Origin of the sequence: Agromyces italicus DSM 16388 (assembly GCF_000421545.1) — a bacterium.
Lineage (GTDB): Bacteria > Actinomycetota > Actinomycetes > Actinomycetales > Microbacteriaceae > Agromyces > Agromyces italicus.
Genome location: NZ_ATXF01000001.1, coordinates 1 through 23,192 on the forward strand (window position 1 = coordinate 1; position 23,192 = coordinate 23,192).

General features: G+C 65.0%; 21 protein-coding genes. 19 read left to right on the forward strand and 2 right to left on the reverse strand.

Features of this window, described 5'->3' with window-relative positions; genetic code table 11:
- A partial coding sequence (locus tag H516_RS0100005) for a transposase (RefSeq protein ID WP_033196646.1) occupies positions 1-276 on the reverse strand: 276 nt, incomplete at its 3' end.
- A 224-nt stretch (positions 277-500) separates the two neighbouring features.
- Between H516_RS0100005 and H516_RS17395 the strand changes: the two genes are divergently transcribed.
- From H516_RS17395 to istB, 6 genes are all read left to right on the forward strand, one after another.
- Positions 501-698, forward strand: a complete 198-nt coding sequence (locus tag H516_RS17395; protein ID WP_022887675.1) for a hypothetical protein — start codon at positions 501-503, stop codon at positions 696-698.
- A gap of 234 nt (positions 699-932) precedes the next feature.
- The gene (locus tag H516_RS0100015) at positions 933-2,417 is read left to right on the forward strand and encodes a DUF3375 domain-containing protein (RefSeq protein WP_022887676.1); all 1,485 of its coding nucleotides are present in this window, start codon (positions 933-935) and stop codon (positions 2,415-2,417) included.
- Between the two features lie 28 nt (positions 2,418-2,445).
- Positions 2,446-3,081, forward strand: coding sequence for a DUF4194 domain-containing protein (locus H516_RS0100020; RefSeq protein WP_169513483.1), 636 nt, complete (start codon positions 2,446-2,448; stop codon positions 3,079-3,081).
- Positions 3,074-3,793 (forward strand): ATP-binding protein, encoded by a 720-nt coding sequence (locus H516_RS0100025; RefSeq protein WP_169513484.1) that lies wholly within the window; start codon positions 3,074-3,076, stop codon positions 3,791-3,793. Before H516_RS0100020 ends, H516_RS0100025 begins: the two co-directional genes overlap by 8 nt.
- Positions 3,794-3,925: 132 nt before the next feature.
- Positions 3,926-5,593, forward strand: a complete 1,668-nt coding sequence (gene istA, locus H516_RS0100030; protein ID WP_026378233.1) for an IS21 family transposase — start codon at positions 3,926-3,928, stop codon at positions 5,591-5,593.
- A complete protein-coding gene (gene istB / locus H516_RS0100035) occupies positions 5,590-6,399 on the forward strand; it encodes an IS21-like element helper ATPase IstB (RefSeq protein WP_026378234.1) in 810 nt (269 codons plus the stop codon). Before istA ends, istB begins: the two co-directional genes overlap by 4 nt.
- 75 nt (positions 6,400-6,474) lie before the next feature.
- Here the strand turns inward: istB and H516_RS0100040 are convergent, their stop codons facing one another.
- The gene (locus H516_RS0100040; protein ID WP_022887681.1) at positions 6,475-6,684 is read right to left on the reverse strand and encodes a hypothetical protein; all 210 of its coding nucleotides are present in this window, start codon (positions 6,682-6,684) and stop codon (positions 6,475-6,477) included.
- Between the two features lie 336 nt (positions 6,685-7,020).
- Here H516_RS0100040 and H516_RS0100045 point away from each other — a divergent pair, with 336 nt between their 5' ends.
- From H516_RS0100045 to H516_RS0100110, 13 genes are all read left to right on the forward strand, one after another.
- Positions 7,021-7,575: a hypothetical protein gene (locus H516_RS0100045; RefSeq protein WP_157432095.1), complete on the forward strand. Its 555-nt coding sequence runs from the start codon at positions 7,021-7,023 to the stop codon at positions 7,573-7,575.
- Positions 7,576-7,688: 113 nt separating this feature from the next.
- On the forward strand, positions 7,689-8,054 hold the full coding sequence (locus H516_RS21935) for a hypothetical protein (RefSeq protein WP_157432096.1): 366 nt from the start codon (positions 7,689-7,691) through the stop codon (positions 8,052-8,054).
- A gap of 123 nt (positions 8,055-8,177) precedes the next feature.
- On the forward strand, positions 8,178-10,889 hold the full coding sequence (locus H516_RS0100060; protein WP_084620124.1) for an ATP-binding protein: 2,712 nt from the start codon (positions 8,178-8,180) through the stop codon (positions 10,887-10,889).
- Entirely contained in the window at positions 10,882-12,009 is a 1,128-nt protein-coding gene (locus tag H516_RS0100065) for a Wadjet anti-phage system protein JetD domain-containing protein (RefSeq protein WP_022887686.1), read from the forward strand. Before H516_RS0100060 ends, H516_RS0100065 begins: the two co-directional genes overlap by 8 nt.
- Before the next feature lie 153 nt (positions 12,010-12,162).
- On the forward strand, positions 12,163-12,738 hold the full coding sequence (locus H516_RS22895) for a helix-turn-helix domain-containing protein (protein WP_425393469.1): 576 nt from the start codon (positions 12,163-12,165) through the stop codon (positions 12,736-12,738).
- Positions 12,738-13,322 carry a hypothetical protein gene (locus tag H516_RS0100075; RefSeq protein ID WP_022887688.1) on the forward strand — a complete coding sequence of 195 codons (585 nt, stop codon included), beginning with the start codon at positions 12,738-12,740 and terminating at the stop codon, positions 13,320-13,322. The genes H516_RS22895 and H516_RS0100075 overlap by 1 nt, the downstream gene beginning before the upstream one ends.
- A 783-nt stretch (positions 13,323-14,105) precedes the next feature.
- Positions 14,106-18,548 carry a type VII secretion EssC family protein gene (locus H516_RS21475; RefSeq protein ID WP_157432097.1) on the forward strand — a complete coding sequence of 1,481 codons (4,443 nt, stop codon included), beginning with the start codon at positions 14,106-14,108 and terminating at the stop codon, positions 18,546-18,548.
- 211 nt (positions 18,549-18,759) lie between these two features.
- The gene (locus H516_RS0100085; RefSeq protein WP_022887691.1) at positions 18,760-19,053 is read left to right on the forward strand and encodes a WXG100 family type VII secretion target; all 294 of its coding nucleotides are present in this window, start codon (positions 18,760-18,762) and stop codon (positions 19,051-19,053) included.
- A 29-nt stretch (positions 19,054-19,082) separates the two neighbouring features.
- Positions 19,083-19,571 (forward strand): hypothetical protein, encoded by a 489-nt coding sequence (locus tag H516_RS0100090; protein ID WP_022887692.1) that lies wholly within the window; start codon positions 19,083-19,085, stop codon positions 19,569-19,571.
- Positions 19,568-19,861 carry a hypothetical protein gene (locus tag H516_RS21940; protein ID WP_157432098.1) on the forward strand — a complete coding sequence of 98 codons (294 nt, stop codon included), beginning with the start codon at positions 19,568-19,570 and terminating at the stop codon, positions 19,859-19,861. The genes H516_RS0100090 and H516_RS21940 overlap by 4 nt, the downstream gene beginning before the upstream one ends.
- Positions 19,861-21,315, forward strand: a complete 1,455-nt coding sequence (locus H516_RS21030) for a glycohydrolase toxin TNT-related protein (protein ID WP_022887694.1) — start codon at positions 19,861-19,863, stop codon at positions 21,313-21,315. Before H516_RS21940 ends, H516_RS21030 begins: the two co-directional genes overlap by 1 nt.
- Positions 21,312-21,653: a hypothetical protein gene (locus H516_RS21945; protein ID WP_157432099.1), complete on the forward strand. Its 342-nt coding sequence runs from the start codon at positions 21,312-21,314 to the stop codon at positions 21,651-21,653. The genes H516_RS21030 and H516_RS21945 overlap by 4 nt, the downstream gene beginning before the upstream one ends.
- Before the next feature lie 251 nt (positions 21,654-21,904).
- Positions 21,905-23,157 (forward strand): IS3 family transposase gene (locus H516_RS0100110; protein ID WP_157432100.1). Its coding sequence is split into 2 segments (ribosomal slippage): positions 21,905-22,187 and positions 22,187-23,157, totalling 1,254 coding nucleotides; the frame shifts between segments, so codons are not numbered across the junction.
- The last annotated feature ends 35 nt before the right edge of the window (positions 23,158-23,192 follow it).

Sequence of the window (23,192 nt, forward strand, 5' to 3'; positions counted from 1 at the left end):
AGCCGTCGCCGCCTTCAGGATCGCGACGTCCTCACGCAACGCCCGGTTCTCGGCCTTGAGCCGCTTGATCTCGGCATGTTCTTCGCTGGTTTGGCCATCACGGTCACCGGCATCGATATCGGCCTGCAGCACCCACCGGCGCAGCGACTCCGCACCCACGCCTTCCTGGCGGGCGACGGCCGCGATCGCCTTCGCGTTCGACGGGTACTCCGCCCGGTGCTCGCGCACGAGCCTGACAGCCCGCTCACGCAGCGCGGGATCGATCTTCTTCGGCATGATGACATCCAATCAACTCAAAAGGATGCGGCATCAAACCTGGGACGGTTCATGATGAGCCTACTTCGAAAGGAGGGGAGGGCGAGCTCATTCCGCTTGACGAGGAGAAACGCAATCACGCGACCGCCGCGATTCAGAAAGTCATCCCTGGCTTCGACTACTACGCACTCCTCGCACAGCTCAAAGACCGGGATGTCCTGAAAGCCAAGTTCACCGACACGAACGTGGGCTACGAGAAGGTCCAGATCTTCCGCATCGCGTCAGCGCTTGATCCCGACGCCCCAGGGGGCGATGCCGTCTTCAGGAAATTCGTCAATGAGTCGTACCACATCGAGAACGAGTACGTGATGCAGTTGAACCCGCGCGAGTTCGATTCAGTCCCCGAGCATGTCGTCCATGCGTGTGCGGACCTCCTTGGATAGCACGGCCGCGCTGAACGGTCATGCGCACGCCATAGAGAACCGTCGGGCGGGGCCTTGCTCTCGCCACGTTCCTCGTACTCACATCAGGCCCCATTTCCTCGGCTCGCCGGAGTGCCCGAAGAGCGCATTGCTGGTCTCAGCCCGCTGGTCAGGGGGATTCCGTGCGAGGCCAGTCGAGCCTTGCATCGAGACGGCCGAAATTGGGAAGTCGGCAGTCGTCGATATGGTTCGCTCATGCCGACGACGACGCTCGAAACCCACGGGGCGCTCAAACGCGCCCGTGACTTGCCCACCTGGCAGCTGCTTGCCGCCGACAACGCCAAAGAGGTCATCACCGTCCTCTACACCAACTTCATCGTGGCCGGACAGCCGCTGATCGCCACTGGCCGGTTTCACGAGCGCGTCGCTGACGACCTCCGCACCATGAACCGGCTCGCCGGAAGCCGGATGCTGCGACCAGCGGCGGACTACTGCAGCACCTGGGTCGACTACGGGTGGCTTGAACGCCGCCCCGACCAGTCCGGCGATGGCGAGACGTACGAACTCACACCGGAGGTGTACACCGCAATCGACGTCGTGACCAGGCTCGTCACCCCGACGTCCGGCACCACCTCATCCCAGGTTGCGTCCCTGTTCGCCCAGCTGGACGAACTGAACGTCCAGACGAATCCGAACAGCCAAGCTCGTCTCGACGCCCTGTACGCCCGCCAGGCCGCCACCCAGACTGAGATCGATCAGCTGCTCGACGCCGACGGCGAACCGGACCCGCTCGACGAGGAACGCGCCCTCGAGTCCGCGAGAGGGATCCTGAACAGTGTCCGCACTTCCGGCGCCGACTTCGCCCGCCTCCGCCGAGACCTGTCCCACACTGTCGACGACCTCCGCCGGAGAGCGCTTGAGACCGACGGCAACCGAGGGGACCTCCTCGAAACCGTGCTGTCGCAAACAGACCTCCGCGCCACTGAACAGGGACGGTCGTTTGTCGCGCTGTACGAACTCCTGGACGACATCGAATTGCGCGCCAAAGTCGGCAGCTCCATCAGGGACATCCTCTCCCGCCCGTTCGCCGCGAAACTCAGCCACACCGAACGGGAAGGCCTTCGCGACATGGTGGGGGAGCTGCGCCGGCGCGCCGGGGACGTGCACCAAGTCGTGGACACCCTCATGGACAAGCTCCGCAGCTACGTCGAAGAGCGCCAGTATGCGCAGGAACGCCTCATCGACCAAGCGCTCCGTACCGCGCTGAAGGAGTTCGGCCGGCTAGCGGAAACCGAATCGCTCCGCACGAAAGTACCGTTCGAGCTGCCGCTGTCCGTGCCGGAGTTCCGGTCCATCGGCCAATGGGCCCTCGGGGAGGTGCACGCATCGATCACCGACGAGCTCATCGACCACTCCGCCGACGACACCGAGCAGATCACCCTGGACGACGTGTTCGACCTCGCCGAAGGGGCCGACATCGACTTCCACACACTCCGGGAACGGATCACCGGATTGCTTGCCGCCCGGACCGTTGTCACGATCGGTGACATCATTGCCGACGCCCCGGACCTGCTAGACATCGCCGACGTCATCGGGTTGATCCTCATCGCCGGCCGCGGCACTGACAACGGCGTCACCGCCGTCATCCGCGACACCGAGGAGACCGTCTCGTGGGCCGGCGGCACCACCTTGAGGATCCCCAAGATACTGTTCCACGAATCGGAGACGCAGCATGCCTGACCTTAGCCTCGAACGCGACTTCGAGACGGTGAACGACCCCGACATTGCCCGGCACTTCGACGGCGACAACGGTGTGCTGCCGTTCGACGTCCGCGAAGCGATTGCGCGGATCCAACAAGGGCCGTTCCTCGACGGGTACGAACACACCCGGCTGTGGTCGGCGGTGATCACCCGCCGCGAAGACGTGCAACGGCACTTCGCGGAGACGTTCCAGGTCCTCTACGTCGACCGGGAGAAACGAACCGCGTTCGTTCGGCAAGCCGAGACCGACACCCCGTTCCCGGTGCTGCTGCGACGCGCCCCTCTGAACCTCGTGGAGTCAGCGGTAATCATCCACCTCCGCCGGCGCCTCGTCGAAGAGGCCGGGACCGGCGCCCCCGTCGTCGTCAATCGGAAGGACGTGCAGGATGAGGTCCTTACGTTCCGCCAGGCCGGCAACACCGACGAATCCGGCCGACGGAAAGCGGTGAACGGGGCGATCACGAAGTTCCAGAGGAACGGCATCCTGAAGCCGATCCGCGACACCGACGACCGGTTCACCATAACCCCGGTGCTCCACAACCTGTTCAAACTCGACGAAGTGAGCCGGCTCGTCGCAGCGCTGAAGTCCATGGACGGCGGCGCCGACAGCTACGACGAAACGCAGGGAGGCGATGATGACTGACCTGCTCGAAACCCTCGGCGAGGAGTTCGCGCTCGCCCTCCCACCGGTCGCGGAACAGTACCGGCTTACTGGCATCGGGCTGCTGAACTGGGGGACATTCAGTGGGCACCACTGGATCCCGGTGTCCGAAGTCGGGCACGTCCTGACCGGCGGGTCCGGGCATGGGAAATCCACAATCCTCGACGCCGTGTCGGTGGTGATGTTCCCGCCGAACGGGCTCGATCTGAACGCCGCCGCCCGCGACGCCACCGCGAAGGGGAAGGACCGGAACATCCTCTCCTACATCCGAGGCGCCTACGGGTCCCTCCCGGATGCAGAAGGGAATCCGGTCACCCAGTTCCTCCGCAACGGCAACACCTGGTCTGCGCTGTCGCTGGAGTTCACCCACCCTCAACATGGGCCGCTCACCCTGATCCGGGTGTTCCGTGCGTCGGAGACTGCCACCCGGCTGGAGCAGGTGCCGAAGGCCGGGATGATCGTCGAGGGCAAATTCCACCTGCCTGACCTGAAGGAGATCGTCACCCAGCCGCGGCTCGAGATGAAGGCGCTGCAGCGAGAGTTCGACCCGATCCACGTCAGCGCCGAGTTCACCCCGTACCAAGAACGGTTCATGCGGTTGCTGGGGCTCACGCAGCAGGCTATGGACCTGCTCGGGAAGATGCAGGCGAACAAGGGCCTGTCTTCACTCGAGCAGCTGACTATGGCAGCTTGATTCAGGACCGGGTTGACGGTCTGATTCAGGACCACCTTGCGGAATCCCGGAGTGTTGTGACGGTTTGATTCAGGACCACCTTCGACGGTTGATTCGCGGCCTCGCTGATGAGGCGCGGATCGGGGTGGTCAGATGGGAAGTCGCGTGGACCTGTTCGCTCGCATACGGCGTGATGCCCGCGTGGAAGGGCTCGGCATTCGGGCGCTCGCCCGAAAGCACGGCGTGGGCCGCGATACCGTCCGAACGGCCCTGTCGCGGGCGGACCCGCCGCCGCGGAAGACCCCGGTGCGCTCGTCGCCGAGGTTGGCTCCGTTCAAGACCGCGATCGATGAGATGCTGCGACAGGATCTCGACGCGCCGAGGAAGCAGCGCCACACCGCGACGCGGATCCTGGCCCGGCTCGCGGACGAGCATGGGGCGACGGAGCTGTCGTACTCAACGGTCCGGGACTACGTGCGTGTCCGCCGCGCCCAGATCGATGTTGAGGCCGGCCGGCGGGTCGAGGTGTTCATCCCGCAGCAGCACGCCCCGTCCGAGGAGGCTGAGGTCGACTTCGGTGAAGTCTGGGTGATTCTGGCTGGGGTGAAGACGAAGTGCCACATGTTCGCCTTCCGGCTCTCCCACTCTGGGAAGGCGGTGCATCGGGTGTACTCGACACAATCGCAGGAAGCGTTCCTGGAAGGCCACATCGACGCGTTCGAGGAGACCGGCGGGATCCCGACGAAGCACATCCGCTACGACAACCTCACCGCCGCGGTGCAGACCGTGCTCTACGGAAAGGGCCGCAACCGGGTAGAGAACGACCGGTGGGTGCTGTTCCGCTCGCACTACGGGTTCGACTCGTTCTACTGCCAGCCCGGGATCGACGGCGCCCACGAGAAGGGCGGCGTCGAAGGCGAAGTCGGCCGGTTCCGCCGCACCTGGCTCTCACCGATGCCCGTGGTCGACACCCTCGCCGAACTGAACGAACGGATCCGCGACTACGACGCCCGCGACCACGACCGGCGCATAGGCACTCGCATCCGCACCGTGGGGCAGGACTTCGCCGACGAGCAGGCGCTCCTTGGGCCGTTGCCGTTCGAACGGTTCGACCCCGGTCTCGTGCTGCACCCGCGCGTGGACCGATCGTCCCTGATCACGGTGCGGATGGCGAAGTACTCCGTCCCAGCGCGCCTGATCGGCCGGCAGGTGCGGGTATCGCTGCGTGCGTCCGAGCTCGTGGTCTTCGACGGCCGCGAGCAGGTGGCCCGGCACGAGCGAGTCGTCGCCCGCGGTGGGGAGTCGATCAACCTCGACCACTACCTCGAGGTCCTCCGCCACAAACTCGGTGCCCTCCCCGGGTCGACCGCGCTCGCAAGAGCCCGCGCGACCGGGGTCTTCACCCCGGCGCATGAAGCGTTCTGGCAGGCCGCCCGCAAGGCCGACGGCGACAGCGCCGGCACCCGCGCGCTGATCGACGTGCTGCTCCTGCACCGCACCATGCGACCCGTCGATGTGATCGCCGGAATCCGGGCGGCGCTCACCGTGGGCGCGGTATCCGCTGATGTCGTCGCCGTCGAAGCCCGCCTGCACGCGGGTGGGTCCGCCGCAGACCGTCACCCTGTTGAACATCGTCGTGGTGACGGGCAGCGAGTTGTCAGTCTCACCCAACGTCGACTTGCCGACCCGGCCGCGGTGATCGCAGGCCTCCCGCCGGACAACCGGCCGGTGCCAACGATGGCACCGTACGACGAACTCCTCACCCGCCGCCCCGCCGCCGCGCCGGCCACCAGCACGAGAGAAGGAACCAGCGGAACATGAGCACACCGACGAAGATCACGACCACCCTGCGCCGACAACGCGGAATGACCGAAGAAGCCGCCGCGACCGCGGTCGACCAAGCCTGCCGACGGCTCCGACTCCCGACCATGCGGGCCGTCATGGACGAAGCCGTGAAAGCCGCAGAACGCGAGCAACTGTCCTACCAAGGCTTCCTCGCCGAACTCCTCCTCGCCGAGTGCGACGACCGCGACCGCCGATCCGTCGTCCGCCGCGTCGCCGCAGCAGGGTTCCCGCGTCAGAAATGGCTCGGCGACTTCGACTTCGACGCAAACCCGAACATCAACCCCGCCACCATCCACACCCTCGCGACCGGGGAATGGATCCGCCGCGGCGACCCGCTCTGTCTCATAGGCGACTCCGGCACCGGCAAGTCCCACCTGTTGATCGGACTCGGCACCGCGGCTGCCGAAAAGGGGTACCGGGTCAAGTTCACGCTGGCGACGAAACTCGTGAACGAGCTCGTCGAAGCCGCCGACGAGAAACAACTCGCCCGCACGATCGCACGGTATGGGCGCGTCGATCTGCTCTGCATCGACGAGCTCGGCTACATGGAACTCGACCGCCGCGGCGCCGAGCTCCTGTTCCAGGTCCTCACCGAACGCGAGGAGAAGGCCTCCGTCGCGACCGCGTCCAACGAGTCATTCTCCGGGTGGACGAAGACCTTCACGGACCCGCGCCTGTGCGCCGCGATCGTCGACCGGCTCACCTTCAACGGCACCATCATCGAAACCGGCACCACCTCCTACCGACTCAACCACGCACGACAACGGCAGCACCCGAGTTGAAGACCGTTGGGGCTCCCACCGATCCTCCGCTTGGCATCATGCCGCTCTCATCGAAATGAACGGTGCACTCGCGGGTCAGCTGAGTGCGATCCACCACGCGACGCCGCCGGCCACGACAAGTAGCAGCACGATAAGTGCGATGCTCGTGCGCACGATTCTGCGACGACTGACGGTGCCCGGTTCTAGCGATGCGCGCGAGAGCTTGTCGAGGTTCGGGCTGACAGCCTGGAAAGGAGGCTCTGTCGAGGGCAGGATCTCATCGTCTGCATCCCGATCGCTGTTCATGCGGTCATCCTACGGGATGCTCATTTTGAGGCATTCGTTCGGTTCCTTGTCAAACGGCCGGGGTGGCATGTAGCCTCCACGGAAGGCTCGGCAACGGTGCCGAGCGTCTGGGGGGACAAACGAATGTTGCGCAAGATTGCCGTTGCGACGGCGTCGGTTGGGGCTCTGCTCCTGGGGGCCGGGTACACACCGGCGTTTGCGGCTCAGCCGGAGGATCCGGGCCAGTCGGCTCGTGCCGCTGAGAGCAGGCTGGTCGACTTCCGGGCTGCGAACCCGGAACCAAAGCAGCCCGCAGAGTCCGCGTCCGAGACCGCGTGGAACGAGTACTGGCACCGCATGTCCGACTGGTGGAGCGAGGTCCCCTGGGATGCCGTCGCAGAGCAGTGGGGCTGCGAGGCCGGCGGCACCGAAGTCGAACTCGTCGAGAGCAACGACGGCTCCGTGACCGCGCAGTACAGCGGTATCGTGCACTGCGATTCCGAACTCGACCAGGCAGGCCTTGGATACGTCGGTATCCCCGAGCCGCGCTCACAGCAGCTTGCAGCGTACGCCGCCGCAAGCAGGACCGATGTCGGGATCCTCGCCGTGCAACAGTGCGATCTGCCGGGCGGCGATAACTACTGCCTCACGCGGCCATCGAGCGGCAGCTCCACCCTCACCGCAAGCTTCCAGAAGGGGTACCCGGGCACCTTGACCGGCAGAGCTCGGCTTGGCAGCGTGCCCGCGACGGGTTCCTGCGTGAACGGAACCCAGATCGCGCTCGGCACTCTCGGGACGGGCGCACAGTACGCCACGTGGTACGCGACCGGCACCGCAGCATACAACGGCCGCTTCTCCTCGGCGTTCATGGTCGGCACATCGACGTATGGCCGGCACTGCGCGATGATGTAGCGAGAAGAGGTGATGCGACGATGAGTAGGCGATGGTCAGTAGCAGTCGGGATCGGCATCCTGGCGCTTGGCGCCGTCAGCGGCATCGCTGCGGCCGCCGTGCAACCGCCAGACGTGGGCGACAACCAGATCGATGTCAGTCCGGCAGCCCAGGCCGAGTACGAAGCTGAGCTCGTGGCGTTCCTTGAGGCGAACCCTCGTCCCGAAAGCGGAGACTTCACTCACTCCGTGGACGGCCGAAACTCCTATTGGAAGTCGATTGCCGCCTGGTGGGAGGCCGTCCCATGGGAGGCAGTCGCTGGACAGTGGGGATGCACTTCCGGTGGCGTCGGAGTCACCTTCAACCCGCCGGATGAGCAGGGAATCTCATCAGCTGGTTACGGCGGGATGATCGACTGCGGAACCCTCTACGAGTCGGGAACAGTACCGCTGCTCACCGAACCGGTACCCCGGAGCGAAGTCGACATCGCCGAGCAATAGGGCAGAGCATCCGGCCCTAGCCAAGCGAAGCGCCGCCGCGCATCTGATCGATGTCGTGGCGGCGTTTTGCTGCCCCGACGCGGGCATGGCTGGCCGATCCGCTCAACGCACGGTCACCGCAAGGTGGTCCTGAATCAGGCCGTCACGCCGGTCCTGAGTCAAGTTGACAAAGCCAAGCAGCTGATCCGCGAGTTCATGCTGGACCGCCCGGAAACGCAAGCGCATGCGCACCGTGCAGTCGGGAACCACGAAGCCACGAAGTCCGCCTTCCTCGCCGTGGAGGACGCCCGCAACCAACTCGCGGTGCTCGGCCCGATCCGCGACCTCGCCGCGACGATCGAATCGTCCTCGACAGCGCGGGCTGCCCTGCACCGACAGGCCGACGCAGTGCTGCGGGTCCGCACCAGCCGTGCGATCCAGATCACCGGACAGCTCACCGACGCTGCGGCCGCGAAGGTGCGAGCCGAGGCCGACAAGATCGACCGTGCAGACCGGCACCTCGCCGACCTGGGGTCGAAGATCGACCTCGCGAAAGCGCGGTACAACACCAACGGCGGGGACGAGCAGACAGTCGTCGACCTGCAGGTCGAGCAGGCGAAGCTCGAGCTCTCCAAGCGCGAGAACGCACGAAGGCGGCTCGAACCGAAGGTCGTCGAGGCCGGCCTCCAGATGCCCGACACCGGGCAGGAATTCGAAACGCTGCAACGCCTCGCAGGTGAACAGCTCGCCACGATTGACGAAGGCGGCGCCGCCGCCGCGCGACGTGACGTCCGCAACGAGTTTGTTATCACCGCTGGCAAGGCGAAGGACGCGTGGCGGGTCGCCGATCAGCAGCGGAAGAGCCTCGACGGGAACAGCAGCAACATCAACCCGCGCGAGCGGGAGCTGCGGGACCAGATCTCCCGCGCGACCGGTGTGCCGGCGGAACGGCTGCCGTTCGTCGCCGAGCTCGTGCAGGTGAGGAAGGGGCAGGAACGCTGGCAGGGCCCGATCGAACGGGTGCTGCGCGGGTTCGCCCTGTCGATGCTCGTCCTCGCGGACGACTACGACACGGTGAAGAACTATGTAGACGCGAACAACCTCCACCGCGACCTGACGTTTCATCCGGTTCGTTCCGCCGCGCCGGCGAAGCAGGCGGCGGCCGAAACGGTTCCCGGGAAGGTCGACGTTGCCGCAGGGGAGTTCCACGACTGGATCCGTGCGGAAGTGCGGACCCGGTTCGGCTACCGGTGCGTGGAGCATCTCGACGAGGTGGAGCGCCGGCAGCTGGCGGTGACGATCAACGGCTTGGTCCGCCATGCCGGTGAGCGGCATACGAAGCATGACCGCCGTCCGATCGGTGACACCACCAACTGGGTGCTCGGGTTCGACAACACGGAGAAGAAGCGTGCGCTGGCCACCCTGGTGGTGAAGCTCCGAGAGGAACTTCGCGTCGCGGAGGAAGCAGTCCTGAGCAACGACGACGCCGCGTCCACCCTGACGCAGCGGCGCGACTCGTTCGCCCGGATCCTCGAACAGGACTGGGAGGGCATCGATGTCGGGTCCGCATCGGAGCAGTTCCGAATGTATGAACGGAACCGCCGGCTCCTGTTTCGTGACCGGCCGACACTCGCGGACATCGCCGACGAGATCGAACTGCTCCAAGCTGACCGGACGACGTGGCAGGAACGTCGCGACATTGTGATCGCCGCGAAGAGCGGGCACGAGAACGACGCGAACCGGTATCACCGGGAACTGACGGACCTCCGCGAGACGCTGGCCGGCGAAGACCCAGCCGACCCTCCAGTCCTGCTGGCCGTGTCGGAACGGTTCGAGCTCACCGTCACCGCGAACACCATCCGTGGACTGGACGAAGCCGACCGGAAGGTCCGCAACGCGATCCAGGCTGATATCGACGAGCACACCGGCAAGGCATCCGCGGCGGAGAACGAACTCGCCCGCATCTTTACCAAGTACATCAGCGAATGGAAGGAGCTGTCCTCCGACCTGAACGGCACAGTCGAGTCCCTCCCCGGGTTCCTCGCCAAGCTCGACGCGATCGAGATGGACCGGCTGCCGGACTTCGTGGAGCAGTTCCGTGAGCTGATGCTCAGTGGACCAAGGAACCATCTCAGCGACCTCGCCGCGAAGCTCGAGGAGGAGCGTGCGGCGATCAGCCGCCGCCTCGACCCGATCAACTCGGCGTTGCGCAGCCTGCCGTACAACGCCGGCACGTACCTGCAGTTGGTGTCGTCGGACATGACCCCGCCAGAGCTGCTGGACTTCAACCGGGAATTGCAGACGTACTTCGCGTTGGATGTGCAGAACAAACGGAACCCGGACGACACCGGGTCGCTGGAGGAGCAGTACCGGGTGCTGTCCTCCATCGTCGACAAGCTCGGCAGCGACTCGCACACCACGTGGCGGAACAAGGTGCTCGACGTCCGTCAGCACGTGTCGTTCTCCGGGTACGAGTACCGCGGTACGGAACTGGTCGACACCCACCGTTCAGGTGACAGCCGTTCCGGTGGGCAGCGGGCGAAGCTGCTGATGTTCGTCCTCGCCGCGGCGCTGCGGTACCAGCTCGCTCGAGGCGAAGCGGACTTGCCGACATTCGCAGCCGCGTTCATGGACGAGGCGATGTCCCGCGCCGACGAGGGGTTCACGCAGAAATCTCTCGATGTGCTCCGCGACTTCGGGTTCCAGCCGATCCTCGCCACCCCGAACAAGATGCTCCGCACGTTCAGCCAGTACGTCGGCTCGTACACGATCGTGTCGATGAACGAGGAGGAGCACGAGTCGCGGGTCCGCCATGTGATTTTGGAGAAGCGCGCCGACGGGGGTTCCGATGCTTGACACCGTTGAAGCGATCCGTGCGGTCGCCTGGGCTGCGTTCGAAGCAAAGCTGCCCGGATGGGTTCAGTCGCGGGAACCGGTCGCGGTGAAGTTCACCATCCGTGGGTACGACGCTGCGGAGTTCGAACGGGACGCGGACGTGTACGCGGCCAACCTCGGCGACTGGGACCGGTACGCCGGCCCAGGCGCCGTGGAGTCCGTGCGCCGGAAGGCGGGACGGAGCGGCGTCATCGACGTCCCAGTCCGGATCCGGTTCGCAGGCGCCGCCGACGTGGCCGAGTTCGCCGGCCGGTCCTCCGAGTGGGCGCACGCAGCCCGCAGGGTTGATGATCTCCGTAGCCGTTGGCCGGTAGCGCACCTCACCCCGGGGCTGCTTCGGAAGGTGCTGGGATTCTCAGACGAGGACTGGGCTACCACCGTCGCCACCCTCGAGTGGACCGAACTGAACGACCCGACCGGGCTGTTCGCCCGCCAGCTGCCAGTCCCCGGCGCCGACACCAAATGGGTACAGAGGCACTGGCCGACAATCGTCCTCCTTTCCAAGAGTGGAGCCCGACGTAACCCAGAAGCGCTCGGCGAACTGCGCGACATCGAACCGATGACGTTCGTTCGTCTCCTGGACGACCGGCTCCGCCAGGAAGTCGGCGGCCTCGGGACATTCGCTGCCGCACCGTCCGAGCTCGGGAACCTCACGGTCACTCCGGACACCGTGATCATCTGCGAGAACCTCACGAACGGACGTTCGTTCACCGACCGCCCAGGCACAGCCGTTCTCGCCGGAAAGGGGAACGACGTCGTTTCCTACGCCGACCTTCCGTGGGTGCGCGCCGCCCGGGTCGTGTACTGGGGCGATATCGACACGTGGGGTTTCCAGATCCTCGACCGATTCCGCGCGTTCATGCCAGCCCAGTCGATCCTGATGGACGCCGCGACGCTGCACCGGAACCGGGCAGCGTGGGCCATCGAGAAGAATCCGACGAACGTAACGCTTGCGCGCATGGAACCGGAAGAAGCGGAGGTGTACGACGACCTGGTCGCCGGCACCTACGGCCCCGGAGTTCGACTCGAACAGGAGCGGATTCCGTGGGCGGACGTCACCGCCGCGCTCGACCTGCTCTGATCGGGGCAGGTCGGTGACGCCTGTCTAGGCCAACGGGCGGGGCGCCGCACTCTATGCGAAGGAGATTCGGACTGGACATTGTTCCGATGTCGTTCTTTTGCCCATGGAAGCATTTATGATGTAGGTGTCATATTCTTGGTTTGGAGGTGCTTTATGGTGAGCTCGTCGACGCTTGTTCGGGCCGCTCGTCGGAGTCGGCATCTCACGCAGTCGGGACTTGCGGCGCTGACTGGGATCGATCAGGCGAGCGTCTCGCATCACGAGCGGGGGAGAGATGCTGCGTTCAGCACTGTGGACCGATTGCTTGCAGGTGCAGGGCATCGTCTGTACGCGGCACCGACTCGGCGGGACGATGCCGCCAGCGCGGCGGCCACGATTCGCGACCACCTTCGCGCAGGAGACCCGGACCGAGCGCTCCGTGCGTTGCTTCAGCTGAACGACGACCTCACCGCCGAGCACGGACTCGTCCGAGGCATCCTTGCTCTGGCTGAACCTGAGCCGACCGGAAACCGTGTCTGGGATGCCGCCATCGCGGCTCTCGTGGCGTGGCGGCTGAACCAGGAGCAGATCCCACTGCCTGCGTGGGTCGATGATTCGGATCGTGTGTTGGCCGTCCCCGTTGTATTCCGAGTCGATCCGGCTGACCCTACTCCCGGGGGTGACGACGTCCCCGACGAGTTCGCTGACCGTGGTGTCCTCGCATGGGCCGACACGTTTGCGAGCGTCTGATGGCGGGCACGGCGCTCGACCGCGATGAGATCATCGCCGGTCTCCGAGACCTCGTTTCCGAGCTTCGCGCTGCCGGCGAGATCGCGGGTATTCGGCTGGTGGGCGGTGCGGCTCTCGCCCTGCGCTACTTCGACCGAGGGACCACCAAAGACCTGGATGCGCTCCATGTCCGTCCGGGCTCAGACGAGTCGGTGGCCGCTGCCGCTGCGCGGGTCGCGAATCGCCGCGGTTGGGACGCGCACTGGTTGAACTTCGAAGTGAACAACGCGGACGCGATCCCGACTCTCGGTCGCGCCGTGGAGTGGGAGACGATCTACGACAAGAGCGGCATCGAAATCCAAGTCGCCTCGAAGGAAGCGATGCTCGCGATGAAACTCCGGGCGAACCGCCCCGGTCGCGATACCCGCGACATCCGTCTCCTGCTCGCGCTTTGCGACATCCACACATTTGAGGGCGCGGAAGAACTCTACGAGGAGTTTTACCCCGGCGACCTGCTCACCGAACGCGCAGAGCGGATGGTCAACGCCATCCTCGATGGCGCGCCGACACCAGCTCCGCCTCCGCCAGGGCCGCTCGAGATCTGAACCGCGCCTGACCATCTCGGCGTTGACTTGGGCTCAAGTCCAGAGTGCTGCGCTCAGCACTCGATGCGTTCACGTTTATCCAACGCTTATTCGACCCGAGCTGAGTCGAGCTGCTCCGAGGCATCCCGAGTATTCTTGGATGCGCAGTTTCAGGATCGGCGAGAAATCCCCGATCATGTCGAGATCGGTCGAGCGGTTGCCGAGATTCGAAATCTGGGGGAGTGGTCCCAGGAGAGTCCATCGGTCGTCAGTTCAAGTCTGACCCGCCCCACGAAAGCCCTGTTGACGTATGCTTTTCGTCGCCAAGGGAGATGTTGTGGTGACTGCGTTCGACGTGGCAGTTGGAAACGGGCACGGCGCAACTCGCCTGGTCAAGGGTTTGCTCGGGAGCGGTGGTTGGATCTCGAGTGGACTGGCTCATGTTCCTCACGATGGTGTTCCGAGGAGGCCCCAGAGGAGGCCGAAACGGATAGACCCGGATCCAGTACTCCGGGGGTGCCCATTGCCACGACTCTCGGGTAGCGGGACCGCGTTGCGCAGCCTCGAGCGCACTTGGTCGGGCCGACGGCTAGTGTCGAGAGTCCGGGTCGGAATGCCCGACAGGGAATGTCGGTGCGGGATTTGTAGCGGGAGAGACCACTGAAGCTTCGGGTGAGCACGCGGGTTGCCGCGGCTGGTGGTGTACAGCGCAGCCGTGATGTGACGTTGACGGTGGAGGTGACGGCGCGAGTCGGCGAGGTTGCGCGCGCACTCGTGCGGGGAGGCGCGGGGCATCCGAGCTTGATGCCTTATGCGGTGCACCGGCATGCGCCGTTGACGTTGCTGGTGCAGTATCCGGACGGTGCTGCGCTCATGTTGGACTCCGGAGACGCGATTGTGGCGTCGGGGCTTCGGTCCGGGAGCTTTGTTGAGCCGGTGTTGGAGTCTCCCGCACACGCGGAGGCGTCGCGGGCGAAGGCGCCGGTTGCGTATTTGACGGTGCTCGACGACGAGCAGGAGGGGGTCACGTTTCTCGCGGTCCGGGGTGAGACGACGATCGGCCGTGATCGCAGCAACCGGGTCGAGCTTCATGATTCCGGGGTGTCTCGCCGTCACGCGATTCTCCGCACGGTGGGTGATCGTCTCGAACTCGAGGATCTCGGATCGGCGAATGGAACTGCGCGTTTGAGCGCGGGGGGCGAGCGGTTGCCGACGGAGGGGCCGGTTATTCCGGTGGCCGGGACCACGGTGGTCGAGGTCGGCACGGTACGCGTTCGGATCGACGTCGGTCCGCCCGGTCAGCCCGAACCCGCGTTGCAGAGCGCGGTGCCGCATTTGCAGGCACCGCAGGTGGATCCGGTGTTCGCTCCCGACGCGATCGCGCTTCCATCCCCGCCTGACGCACCTGAGCCGACCCGGTTTCCGCTCATCGCGATGCTCGCGCCGCTCGTGCTGGGGTCCGTTCTTTTTCTCGCAACTCAGTCCGTCTTAAGCCTCATCTTCATCGCGTTGTCGCCGATCATCATGATCGGCACATGGCTCGACAACCTCCTCTCGCGCCGACGGGCGAATCGCGCGAAGCAGCGCGAATTCGGGGCTGCGCTGGGCCTTGCCCGGCAAGAGCTTGAACAGAACAGGGAACAAGAACAGCAGTCACGAGGCGAAGAGACGCCACCGTCGGGTGATCTGGCCGAGCTTCCAACGCAACGAGCGCCGCGGCTGTGGGGTCGCAGGCCAGAGCATCGTGCGTTTCTCGAGTTGCGACTGGGAAACGCGACACTGCCCAGCCGCAAACAGATCGAGTTGCCGCCGCGCGGCAGCATCCCGGCGGAAGCCTGGGAAGAACTCCTTCAGCTGCATGAGCGCTACCGCACAGTGCAGGATGTCCCGATGCTGGAGCGTCTGGACCGGTGCGGCTCGCTTGGCATCGCCGGCCACGAACTCTGGGCGGGCGGGGCAGCACGTTCGGTGCTGGTGCAGTTGCTTTCGCAGCATTCCCCTGCAGATCTCGTGTTCACCGCGTTCGCCGATCCCGCGCATGCGCGCGGTGACTGGGCGTGGTTGAAGTGGATTCCACACGTCGACTCGGCCTTCAGCCCGATCAGAGCACCCCATCTGGTTGCGGATGAACGAAGCGCGGGCGTACTGCTGACCGAACTGGAAGGACTCATCCACGCCCGTACGCAGCCGGCACCGTCGAGGTCGGTGCGTTCCCGCATGACGGGCAGCGCCGAAGACGGGAAAGAGCGACTGACACCAGTCGGCGATCGCGCAGTGACTCCGGCGATTATCGTGTTCGTCCTCTCCGACACGATCGTCGACCGGACGCGACTGGTCGGGCTTGCAGAAGACGGGCCTGACGCGGGTGTTCACGTCATCTGGGTGGCGGAGCATCTCGGGGCGGTGCCCGCAGCATGTCGGACCACGGTGGAGGCCCTCCCGAGTGCCTGGCGGACGCACTTCGTGCGCCAGGGAGAAGTCGCACCCTTGACGGCATTGGAATCAGTGGATCTGCCGGTGGCCGAGAGGTTCGGCCGCGCGCTCGCCCCGATTCTGGATGCCGGAGCCAGAGTGCTCGACGAGAGCGATTTCCCGAGAAGCGTTCCGCTCGCGCAGATCGTGCCGGGCGACATCCTCGACTCCGGGACGGCGGTGCTTCGCAACTGGGAACAGACCGACAGCCTCGTTTCCCGGTGGGGATTCGGTGCAGAGCGAGAGGCCGGGCGGCTCGCCGCAGTTGTCGGCCAGGGCAGCGCCGGCCCAGTCGAGATCGACCTCCGCGTCCAAGGCCCGCACGCCCTCGTCGGCGGCACGACGGGTTCGGGGAAGTCGGAATTCCTGCAGTCCTGGATCTTCTCGCTCGCTGGAAACTATGCCCCAGACCGGGTCACCTTCCTGCTCGTTGACTACAAGGGCGGGGCAGCGTTCTCCGACTGCGTCGACCTGCCGCACACAGTCGGCCTTGTCACCGACCTGAACACGCACCTCGTACGACGCGCACTCACCTCGCTGCGGGCGGAACTGCGCTACCGGGAGGAACTGCTCGCTGAAAAGGGAGCGAAAGATCTGGTCGCGTTGGAGCGACGCGGCGACCCTGAAGCCCCACCGGCCCTCGTGATCGTGATCGATGAATTCGCGGCGCTCGTGAACGAGATCCCCGAGTTCGTAGACGGCGTGATCGATGTCGCACAGCGCGGCCGCTCGCTCGGCCTGCATCTGGTCATGGCGACACAACGCCCGGCAGGAGTCATCAAAGACAACCTCCGGGCGAACACGAACCTCCGTATCGCGTTGCGAATGGCAGACGCGACCGACAGCAGCGATGTGATCGGAGTGAACGACGCTGCAGGCTTCTCACCCGACGTGCCCGGCCGCGCGGCGATGAGGATCGGCGCGGGCCGACTCACGCACTTCCAATCCGGGTATCTCGGCGGGCGATCGGATTCCGATCTGCGCGATGTCGTCGAGATCCGTGACCTCGAGTTCGGTGAGCATTCGCCGTGGACGCTCCAACCTGAAGTTCGGCATGCACCCGCACGTGCGACGAAGGGTCCCACCGATATCGAAGTCCTCGCCGCGAACATTCGCAAAGCCGCAGAAGCCGCGGGCACCGTTCGTCCGCGCAGGCCATGGGTAGACCAGCTTCCCGAGTTCATTCCGCTCGGATCGGATCTCTTGGCACTCCGGCCGAGTGCGCGCGAGCGGGAGACGACCGGGCTCGTGGTCGGTCTCATCGACGAACCACACCTGCAGCGCCAGTCGCCGTACGAGATTCCACTCGCCGAGGTCGGGAATGTTGCGATCTTCGGCGGTGCAGGCAGCGGGAAGACGACCGCACTCATCACAGCTGCATGTGCCTCGATCCATGCCACTCCCGAAACTCAGATCTACGGCGTCGACTGCGGCGGCGGACGACTCGGTATGCTCGCGTCCCTCCCGAACACCGGCGACATCGTGCCGCTCGATGAACGTGACCGGGTCGTGCGGCTGCTTCGCCTCATCCGGACCCTCGTTGCAGGCCGTGTTGCCATGCGGACGGACGATCCGCCGGTGTTGCTTTTCATCGACGGTTTCGCCGCGTTCCGTGACGCTTACGAACATCATGGGGGCGGTATCGACCCTTTCGCTGATCTTGTGGAGATCGCCCGAGGAGGCCGCACCGTCGGCGTTCACGTGCTGCTCACCTCTGAACGATCCGTCGGTCTTCCGACCTCGCTTGCGGCGAGCGTGCCAGAACGGCTGGTGCTGCGGCTGCCCGCAGAACACGACTACAACTCGCTTGGCGTCCCAACCGGAATTCTCGAGAACGCCGGCCCTGGCCGGGCGCTGCGAATCGGATCCAACCAGGAGATCCAACTCGCAACTCCGGGCACCGATCCGGCAGACACCGACACGGCGATCAAGGACTTGGCTGCAGATCAGCAGCGCCTCGGGATCACCCGCCCGCCGGGCGTCGCTGCGGTCCCCGAATCGCTTCGTCGCACAGAGATCCCGCATGAGCTCGACCGGCCGGTCCCGTTCGCGATCGACACGGCCCACCTCGCGCCCGTACCGGCACCCGAACACGGCTTCCTGCTCGTCACCGGCCCGGCAGGCTCCGGACGCACGACGACTATCCGGTCACTCCTTGAAGCATTCGAGGAAGATGCCACCCGTACAGAACAACAGCTCGACGCCACGCTCCTCTCGCCTCGACGCTCATCGCTGCGCGATCTTCCGCTCTGGGGCGGCATCGCGGACACAGTCGACACCCGAGACCGAACGATCGCGAAGCTCATTCGTGCTCTCGGCGGGCACAGTCCGAAACCTGCCGGACTCCAGCTCCTGCCACTCATCGGCACCACCCCGCAGGCCACGCCTGAAGAAGCCGTCGAACCAGAGCCCATAGTGTTCCCCGCCGCCGGCCGTCGTGGAATCGTCGTCATCGAGGACATCGGCGGATTCGACGGCTCAGGAAACGAGCAACAGCTCGCGACGCTCCTCAAACTCCTCAGACGCAGCGACATCACCACCATCATCGAAGGCGAGAACGCGACTCTCAGTAGCGTCTGGGAACTGACCAGTCCACTCCGTGGCGCACGATGGGCAATCGCGCTCCAGCCCGATGCGAACGACGTACCCAGCCTCTTCAGCACACCTTTCGCTCACGCGAAGCGCGCTGAATCGCCGGCTGGCCGCGGCTACCTCATACGGAACGGCACACTCACCGGCGTTCACATCGGACTGCCCGACACGCATCGGTCTTGACCCGAGCAGCCTGGGGAAGGTGAGGTGCCGTCACTCACCGTACGCTGCTGCCACTGGTCGCGCAGGGGTTGCACGCACGATTCCCGCGAGCGCGGCATCGCTGCTTGTGGAGAGATTTTGTCCCCCAGCAGGATGACTGACAGTATCGTCAGGTGTCCGCGATTCTTCGGGACGCCATTTGTCTGCCGAACATGTAATGGAGTGCCAGGGGATGTCGAATATCAAGGTTTCCTACGCTGAGATCGAGACCGCGGCGAGCCAGCTCGGCACGGGACGTGAGGAGATCACGACGAAGCTGCAGGGCATGCAGAGCCAGATCCAGAACCTCGTGAGCTCCGGGTTCGTCACTGACCAGGCGTCGGGCAAGTTCAACGACGCGTACACGAAGTACACGGCGTCGGCGAACACGCTGATTGCGCAGCTCAACGAGATCCAGTCCTTCCTTACCGGCACGGCGAACGCGATGCGTGACCTCGACTCCCAGATCGCGTCCAAGATCAACTAGCCCCCAGCACGATCGTGTCGCGAGGCGACGTGCCAGACGCGAGCACGTCGATGTTGCTCGAGTTTGCGGGGCTCTGGTCGCGGGGTCTCGCCGATGTGGGCAAGTTGTGGCAGCTGTTCGATGTGTGCGAAATGCACATGCTCCGGCCGGACTACTTCGGTGCTCCGGTCTTCCGAACCGAAGCCGGATTGATCACTCCGGTGTTTTCAACGCTCGAGTTGCTCACGGAGTTCGTCGCAGCGTCGCCGGAGCTTGGGCCGGAATCAGGGGCCGGCGACTTCGACTGGGTGCGGCTGACCGGCGCGAAATTGTTCGGTCTCCCGGTCCGTGCACGGCTGCTGTCCATCGACCCGGGCAGCGAACACGGCGTGGTCGTGGATCTTGCTGCTAGGGATGACCCGCGGCCGTTGGCGAACGGTGCACCGCCGCTCGCGATCGATCTGGAGATGTCCCGCGACGGAAGGGTCATCGGCGGTCGGCGTGAAACCTCGGATGCTGCCACTGAGACGGAAGAATGATGAGCGATTTTCAGTGTTCCCCGCAGGAACTGCGAAACGGCGCGGTTAACGCAGGCGTGATCGGGCAGGCAATTGCTGGGCACCCGGTGCACCGGCTCATTTCTGGCGATGTCGGTCATGCCGGGGTGGCTGCGGCAGTGACCGCTTTTCGTGAGGCCTGGGCGGGCGAGTACCGTCTGCGGCAACAGGCAGCCGACGAGGCGAGCCAGATGCTCCAAGGTGCAGCAACCGATACCGAACGGGTGGACGCACTGCTGGCGCAGGCGATCGCACAGATCGGCGGCCGCTGATGCTGTCAGGAAGCGCGAGCGTTGAGACGTTGATCCCCGGGAGCCCGACCGCGATCGCGAGCACGATGGAAACGGCTGGTGCCGGTGCGAGCACCGCTCGGGATGTGACACAAGCGTGGCAGGTCATGAGCATCCCAGGCTGGCAAGGTCGCGCCGCGGCTGGGTGGCAAACGTTCACCCCGCGCGAAGCAGGTCGCGCCGGTCTCGCGCCTGCCGCGTTCAACCGGGTCGCGTCCGCCCTGCTGCGCTACCAAAGCGCGTTCCAAGCGGCTCGCGCCGAAGCACAAGCCGCGATCAATGATGCCGCCACTGCCGAACGGGCCACCGCGAACGCCCAACAGGAACATCAGACCGCGGAACGCGTCGCGGCCCTCGCGGCGCCCGGGACTCCTGAATCGATCGTGGCGCCGTTCGCTGACCCTGGTGCCGTTTCGATCGTGAACGCGAACGCCCGCTACGAAGCGGCCCGTGCCACGCTCCAACAGGTCGGCGACGAGGTCGCCGCTGAGATCCGTGCTGCGGGCGGCACGACCTCAGGTGAAGCACCAGGAATCGAATGGTGGGAGCAGGTCGGCATGTCTGTTCCCACATGGTTCGAGGGCCTGTTCCTCCAAGCAGGGGATACCGTGGTCGGGATCTGGGAGATGCTCCCCATCCAGTACATCTGGGACGACCTCGTCAACGATGGTGACGACTGGTGGGAGCAGTACTTCGTCGATCTTTGGGGCGGCATCATCGACTCCGTGGTCACAGACCCACTCGGTGCACTCGACGCGATGTGGGGTGAGTTCATCGCAGCTGACCACTGGGATGGCTATGTCGGCGAAGGCGCTGGCCGCGTCACCTTCAACGTCGCATCGTTCGCAGTCGCGGGCGTCGGAGCGCTCAAAGTCCTCAAGGGCCTCAAAGGACTTAGTCGGGCAGAAGCTGCAGCTGTCATCCTGAACAAGCCACCGAAACTCGATGTTCGAGTCGATCACTCACGCCCTGGGGGACACCTGTTTCCCGACGGCTTCGACCCACTGGGTGGGCTAAGGGCCGACGAGTTCGCAACCAAACACTGGGACCCCGACGCAGAACAATGGGACGGTTCGCTGGGAGGATGGAGATACCCGCCGGACAACGGATTCGACACCTCACCCGGTGTACCGCCACCACTAGAACTCACTGAGCTCCCCACTGGGTTCAAGTTCGACCGGTTCGGCGACCCGGAAGGTTCATATGTCTCGCCTGAGGGGACGCCGTTCCCTGAACGGGCCCTCCCACCCGACGCGGTACTGAAGGACTACCACGTCTACAAATTGGTGAAACCGTTCGACGACTCCTCGGGCTACCCGGTCGGTGGGGCCATCGCGGCAGAGTTCGAGCAACCTGGCGGTGGCACTCAGATCAAACTCCCGAAGAACGTTGCGTGGTTGGAAGAGAACGACTACATCGAGGAGGTTCCGCAGTGAAGTTTCCCGAACTGTGCAAGAAGTTGATTCGTGAGGTCGGTAGCGCCGACGTTGTCTGCAACGCTTATCCGGGTCTCGGGGCGACCTCTTCCCAGCAGGCCAAGCTGGGATTGTGGGTGCACGACGGCATATTCGACGTCGGAGGAGAAGAGCGAGGCGAGTGGAACTCGACCCGGCACTTCTCAACCGAGGATGAAGCTTGCGAATACATTTACGATCGCTTGACCCGACAGTCGGAGATTCGGGCAGAAACTCCGGAGGAGAGGCAACGAAGCCGGGAAATCACGGAAGCAACCACTCAGAAGTTGAAAGAGATGTTCCGCAAGCGGGACCTTTGAGTTCGTTGAAAGCATCACCGCGCTCACGTTCATCACACGGTCGCGGCCATCACTCCCGACATCCCGAATTTCGTCCGCGCTTCGAATTCGACGTGGCCGCGCTCGCATCTGTCTAAACAAACAGCCCACCTTGAGAGCGAGCAGAACAATTATGCAGCCTGCTGTTTCAGACCTTCGTGAACTCCGCAGCTTGGTGCAGCTGAGTCGCCCCGGTGTGTCCGGAGGCAGAATTCCTTGGAAGGATCTGTCTTATGGCACGTCCCAGTAAGTATCCGCGTGAGCTTCGTGAGCGCGCTGTCCGTATGGTCGCCGAGGTGCGGTCCGAGTATCCGAGCGAGTACGCGGCGATCACCGCGGTCGCGGGCATGCTCGGGATCGGCTCGCCCGAAACGATCCGGACCTGGATTCGCCGGGTCCAGGTCGATGTCGGGCAGCGGCCCGGTGTCACGAGCGACGCGCAGGCAGAGATCAAGAAGCTGAAGCGGGAGAACGCTGAGTTGCGGCGGGCGAACGAGATATTGAAGGCGGCCTCGGCTTTCTTCGCGGCCGAACTCGACCGGCCACACCTGCGATAGTCGCCTTCATCGACGAGCACAAGGATCGCACCGATGGTGGGCTCCGGTGGGGTGTCGAGTCGATCTGTGCCGTGCTCACCCAGCACGGTTGCAAGGTCGCCCCATCGAGCTACTACGACGCCCGGAACCGGGAGCCGTCGGCGCGGGAGGTCTCGGACGAGCGGTGGAAGCCGATCATCCTGGCCACGTGGAAGAAGCAACGGCGGCTGCTCGGCGCTCGAAAGCTCTGGTTGCGGTTGCGACGTGAGGGGCATGACATCGCCCGCTGCACGGTGGAACGGCTCATGCGTGAGCTCGGGATCGCTGGTGTCGTCCGGGGGCGGCGCAAGAACCCGGTCGACGCCGATCCGAGGGAAAGCAGGCCGGCCGATCTCGTGGACCGGCACTTCGCCAGGTTCCGCACGAATCAGCTCTGGGTGGCCGACTTCACCTACGTGTGGACATGGTCGGGGTGGGTGTACGTCGCGTTCGTGTTCGACGCGCACTCCCGCCGCATCCTCGGCTGGCGTGCCGCGACGAGCATGACGACCCCGTTGGTGCTGGACTGTCTCGAGATGGCGCTCTGGACCCGGCGGCGCGAGGGCGCTACCGGCTTCGCCGGGCTCACGCATCACACGGATGCCGGGTCGGTCTACACGTCGATTTCGTTCACCGATCGGCTCATCGACGAGGGCATCGACCCGTCCGTCGGGTCTGTCGGTGATGCGTACGACAATGCTCTCGCGGAGTCGCAGATCGGGCTCTACAAGTCCGAACTCATCCATCACGAGGGCCCGTGGCGCGACGTCGATCAGGTCGAGGTCGCGACCGCCGGCTGGGTGCAGTGGTTCAACACTGAGCGCATCCACGGCTCGATCGACGACCTCACGCCGCTCGAGGCCGAGCAGTTCAGCTACGCTCTGACCCAACCCCTCGAACGAGCGGGCTGACACCAGAAACCAGCCCTCCGGACACGCCGGGGCGA

Bases quoted from the DNA above. Each gene is read 5' to 3' on its own strand.
- H516_RS0100065 (WP_022887686.1), top strand. From the start codon at position 10,882: ATGCTTGACACCGTTGAAGCGATCCGTGCGGTCGCCTGGGCTGCGTTC.
- H516_RS21940 (WP_157432098.1), top strand. From the start codon at position 19,568: ATGATGAGCGATTTTCAGTGTTCCCCGCAGGAACTGCGAAACGGCGCG.
- H516_RS0100075 (WP_022887688.1), top strand. From the start codon at position 12,738: ATGGCGGGCACGGCGCTCGACCGCGATGAGATCATCGCCGGTCTCCGA.
- H516_RS21030 (WP_022887694.1), top strand. From the start codon at position 19,861: ATGCTGTCAGGAAGCGCGAGCGTTGAGACGTTGATCCCCGGGAGCCCG.
- H516_RS0100085 (WP_022887691.1), top strand. From the start codon at position 18,760: ATGTCGAATATCAAGGTTTCCTACGCTGAGATCGAGACCGCGGCGAGC.
- H516_RS0100045 (WP_157432095.1), top strand. From the start codon at position 7,021: ATGTCCGACTGGTGGAGCGAGGTCCCCTGGGATGCCGTCGCAGAGCAG.
- H516_RS22895 (WP_425393469.1), top strand. From the start codon at position 12,163: ATGGTGAGCTCGTCGACGCTTGTTCGGGCCGCTCGTCGGAGTCGGCAT.
- istB (WP_026378234.1), top strand. From the start codon at position 5,590: ATGAGCACACCGACGAAGATCACGACCACCCTGCGCCGACAACGCGGA.
- H516_RS0100025 (WP_169513484.1), top strand. From the start codon at position 3,074: ATGACTGACCTGCTCGAAACCCTCGGCGAGGAGTTCGCGCTCGCCCTC.
- istA (WP_026378233.1), top strand. From the start codon at position 3,926: ATGGGAAGTCGCGTGGACCTGTTCGCTCGCATACGGCGTGATGCCCGC.
- H516_RS0100040 (WP_022887681.1), bottom strand. From the start codon at position 6,684: ATGAACAGCGATCGGGATGCAGACGATGAGATCCTGCCCTCGACAGAG.
- H516_RS21475 (WP_157432097.1), top strand. From the start codon at position 14,106: ATGCCTTATGCGGTGCACCGGCATGCGCCGTTGACGTTGCTGGTGCAG.
- H516_RS0100015 (WP_022887676.1), top strand. From the start codon at position 933: ATGCCGACGACGACGCTCGAAACCCACGGGGCGCTCAAACGCGCCCGT.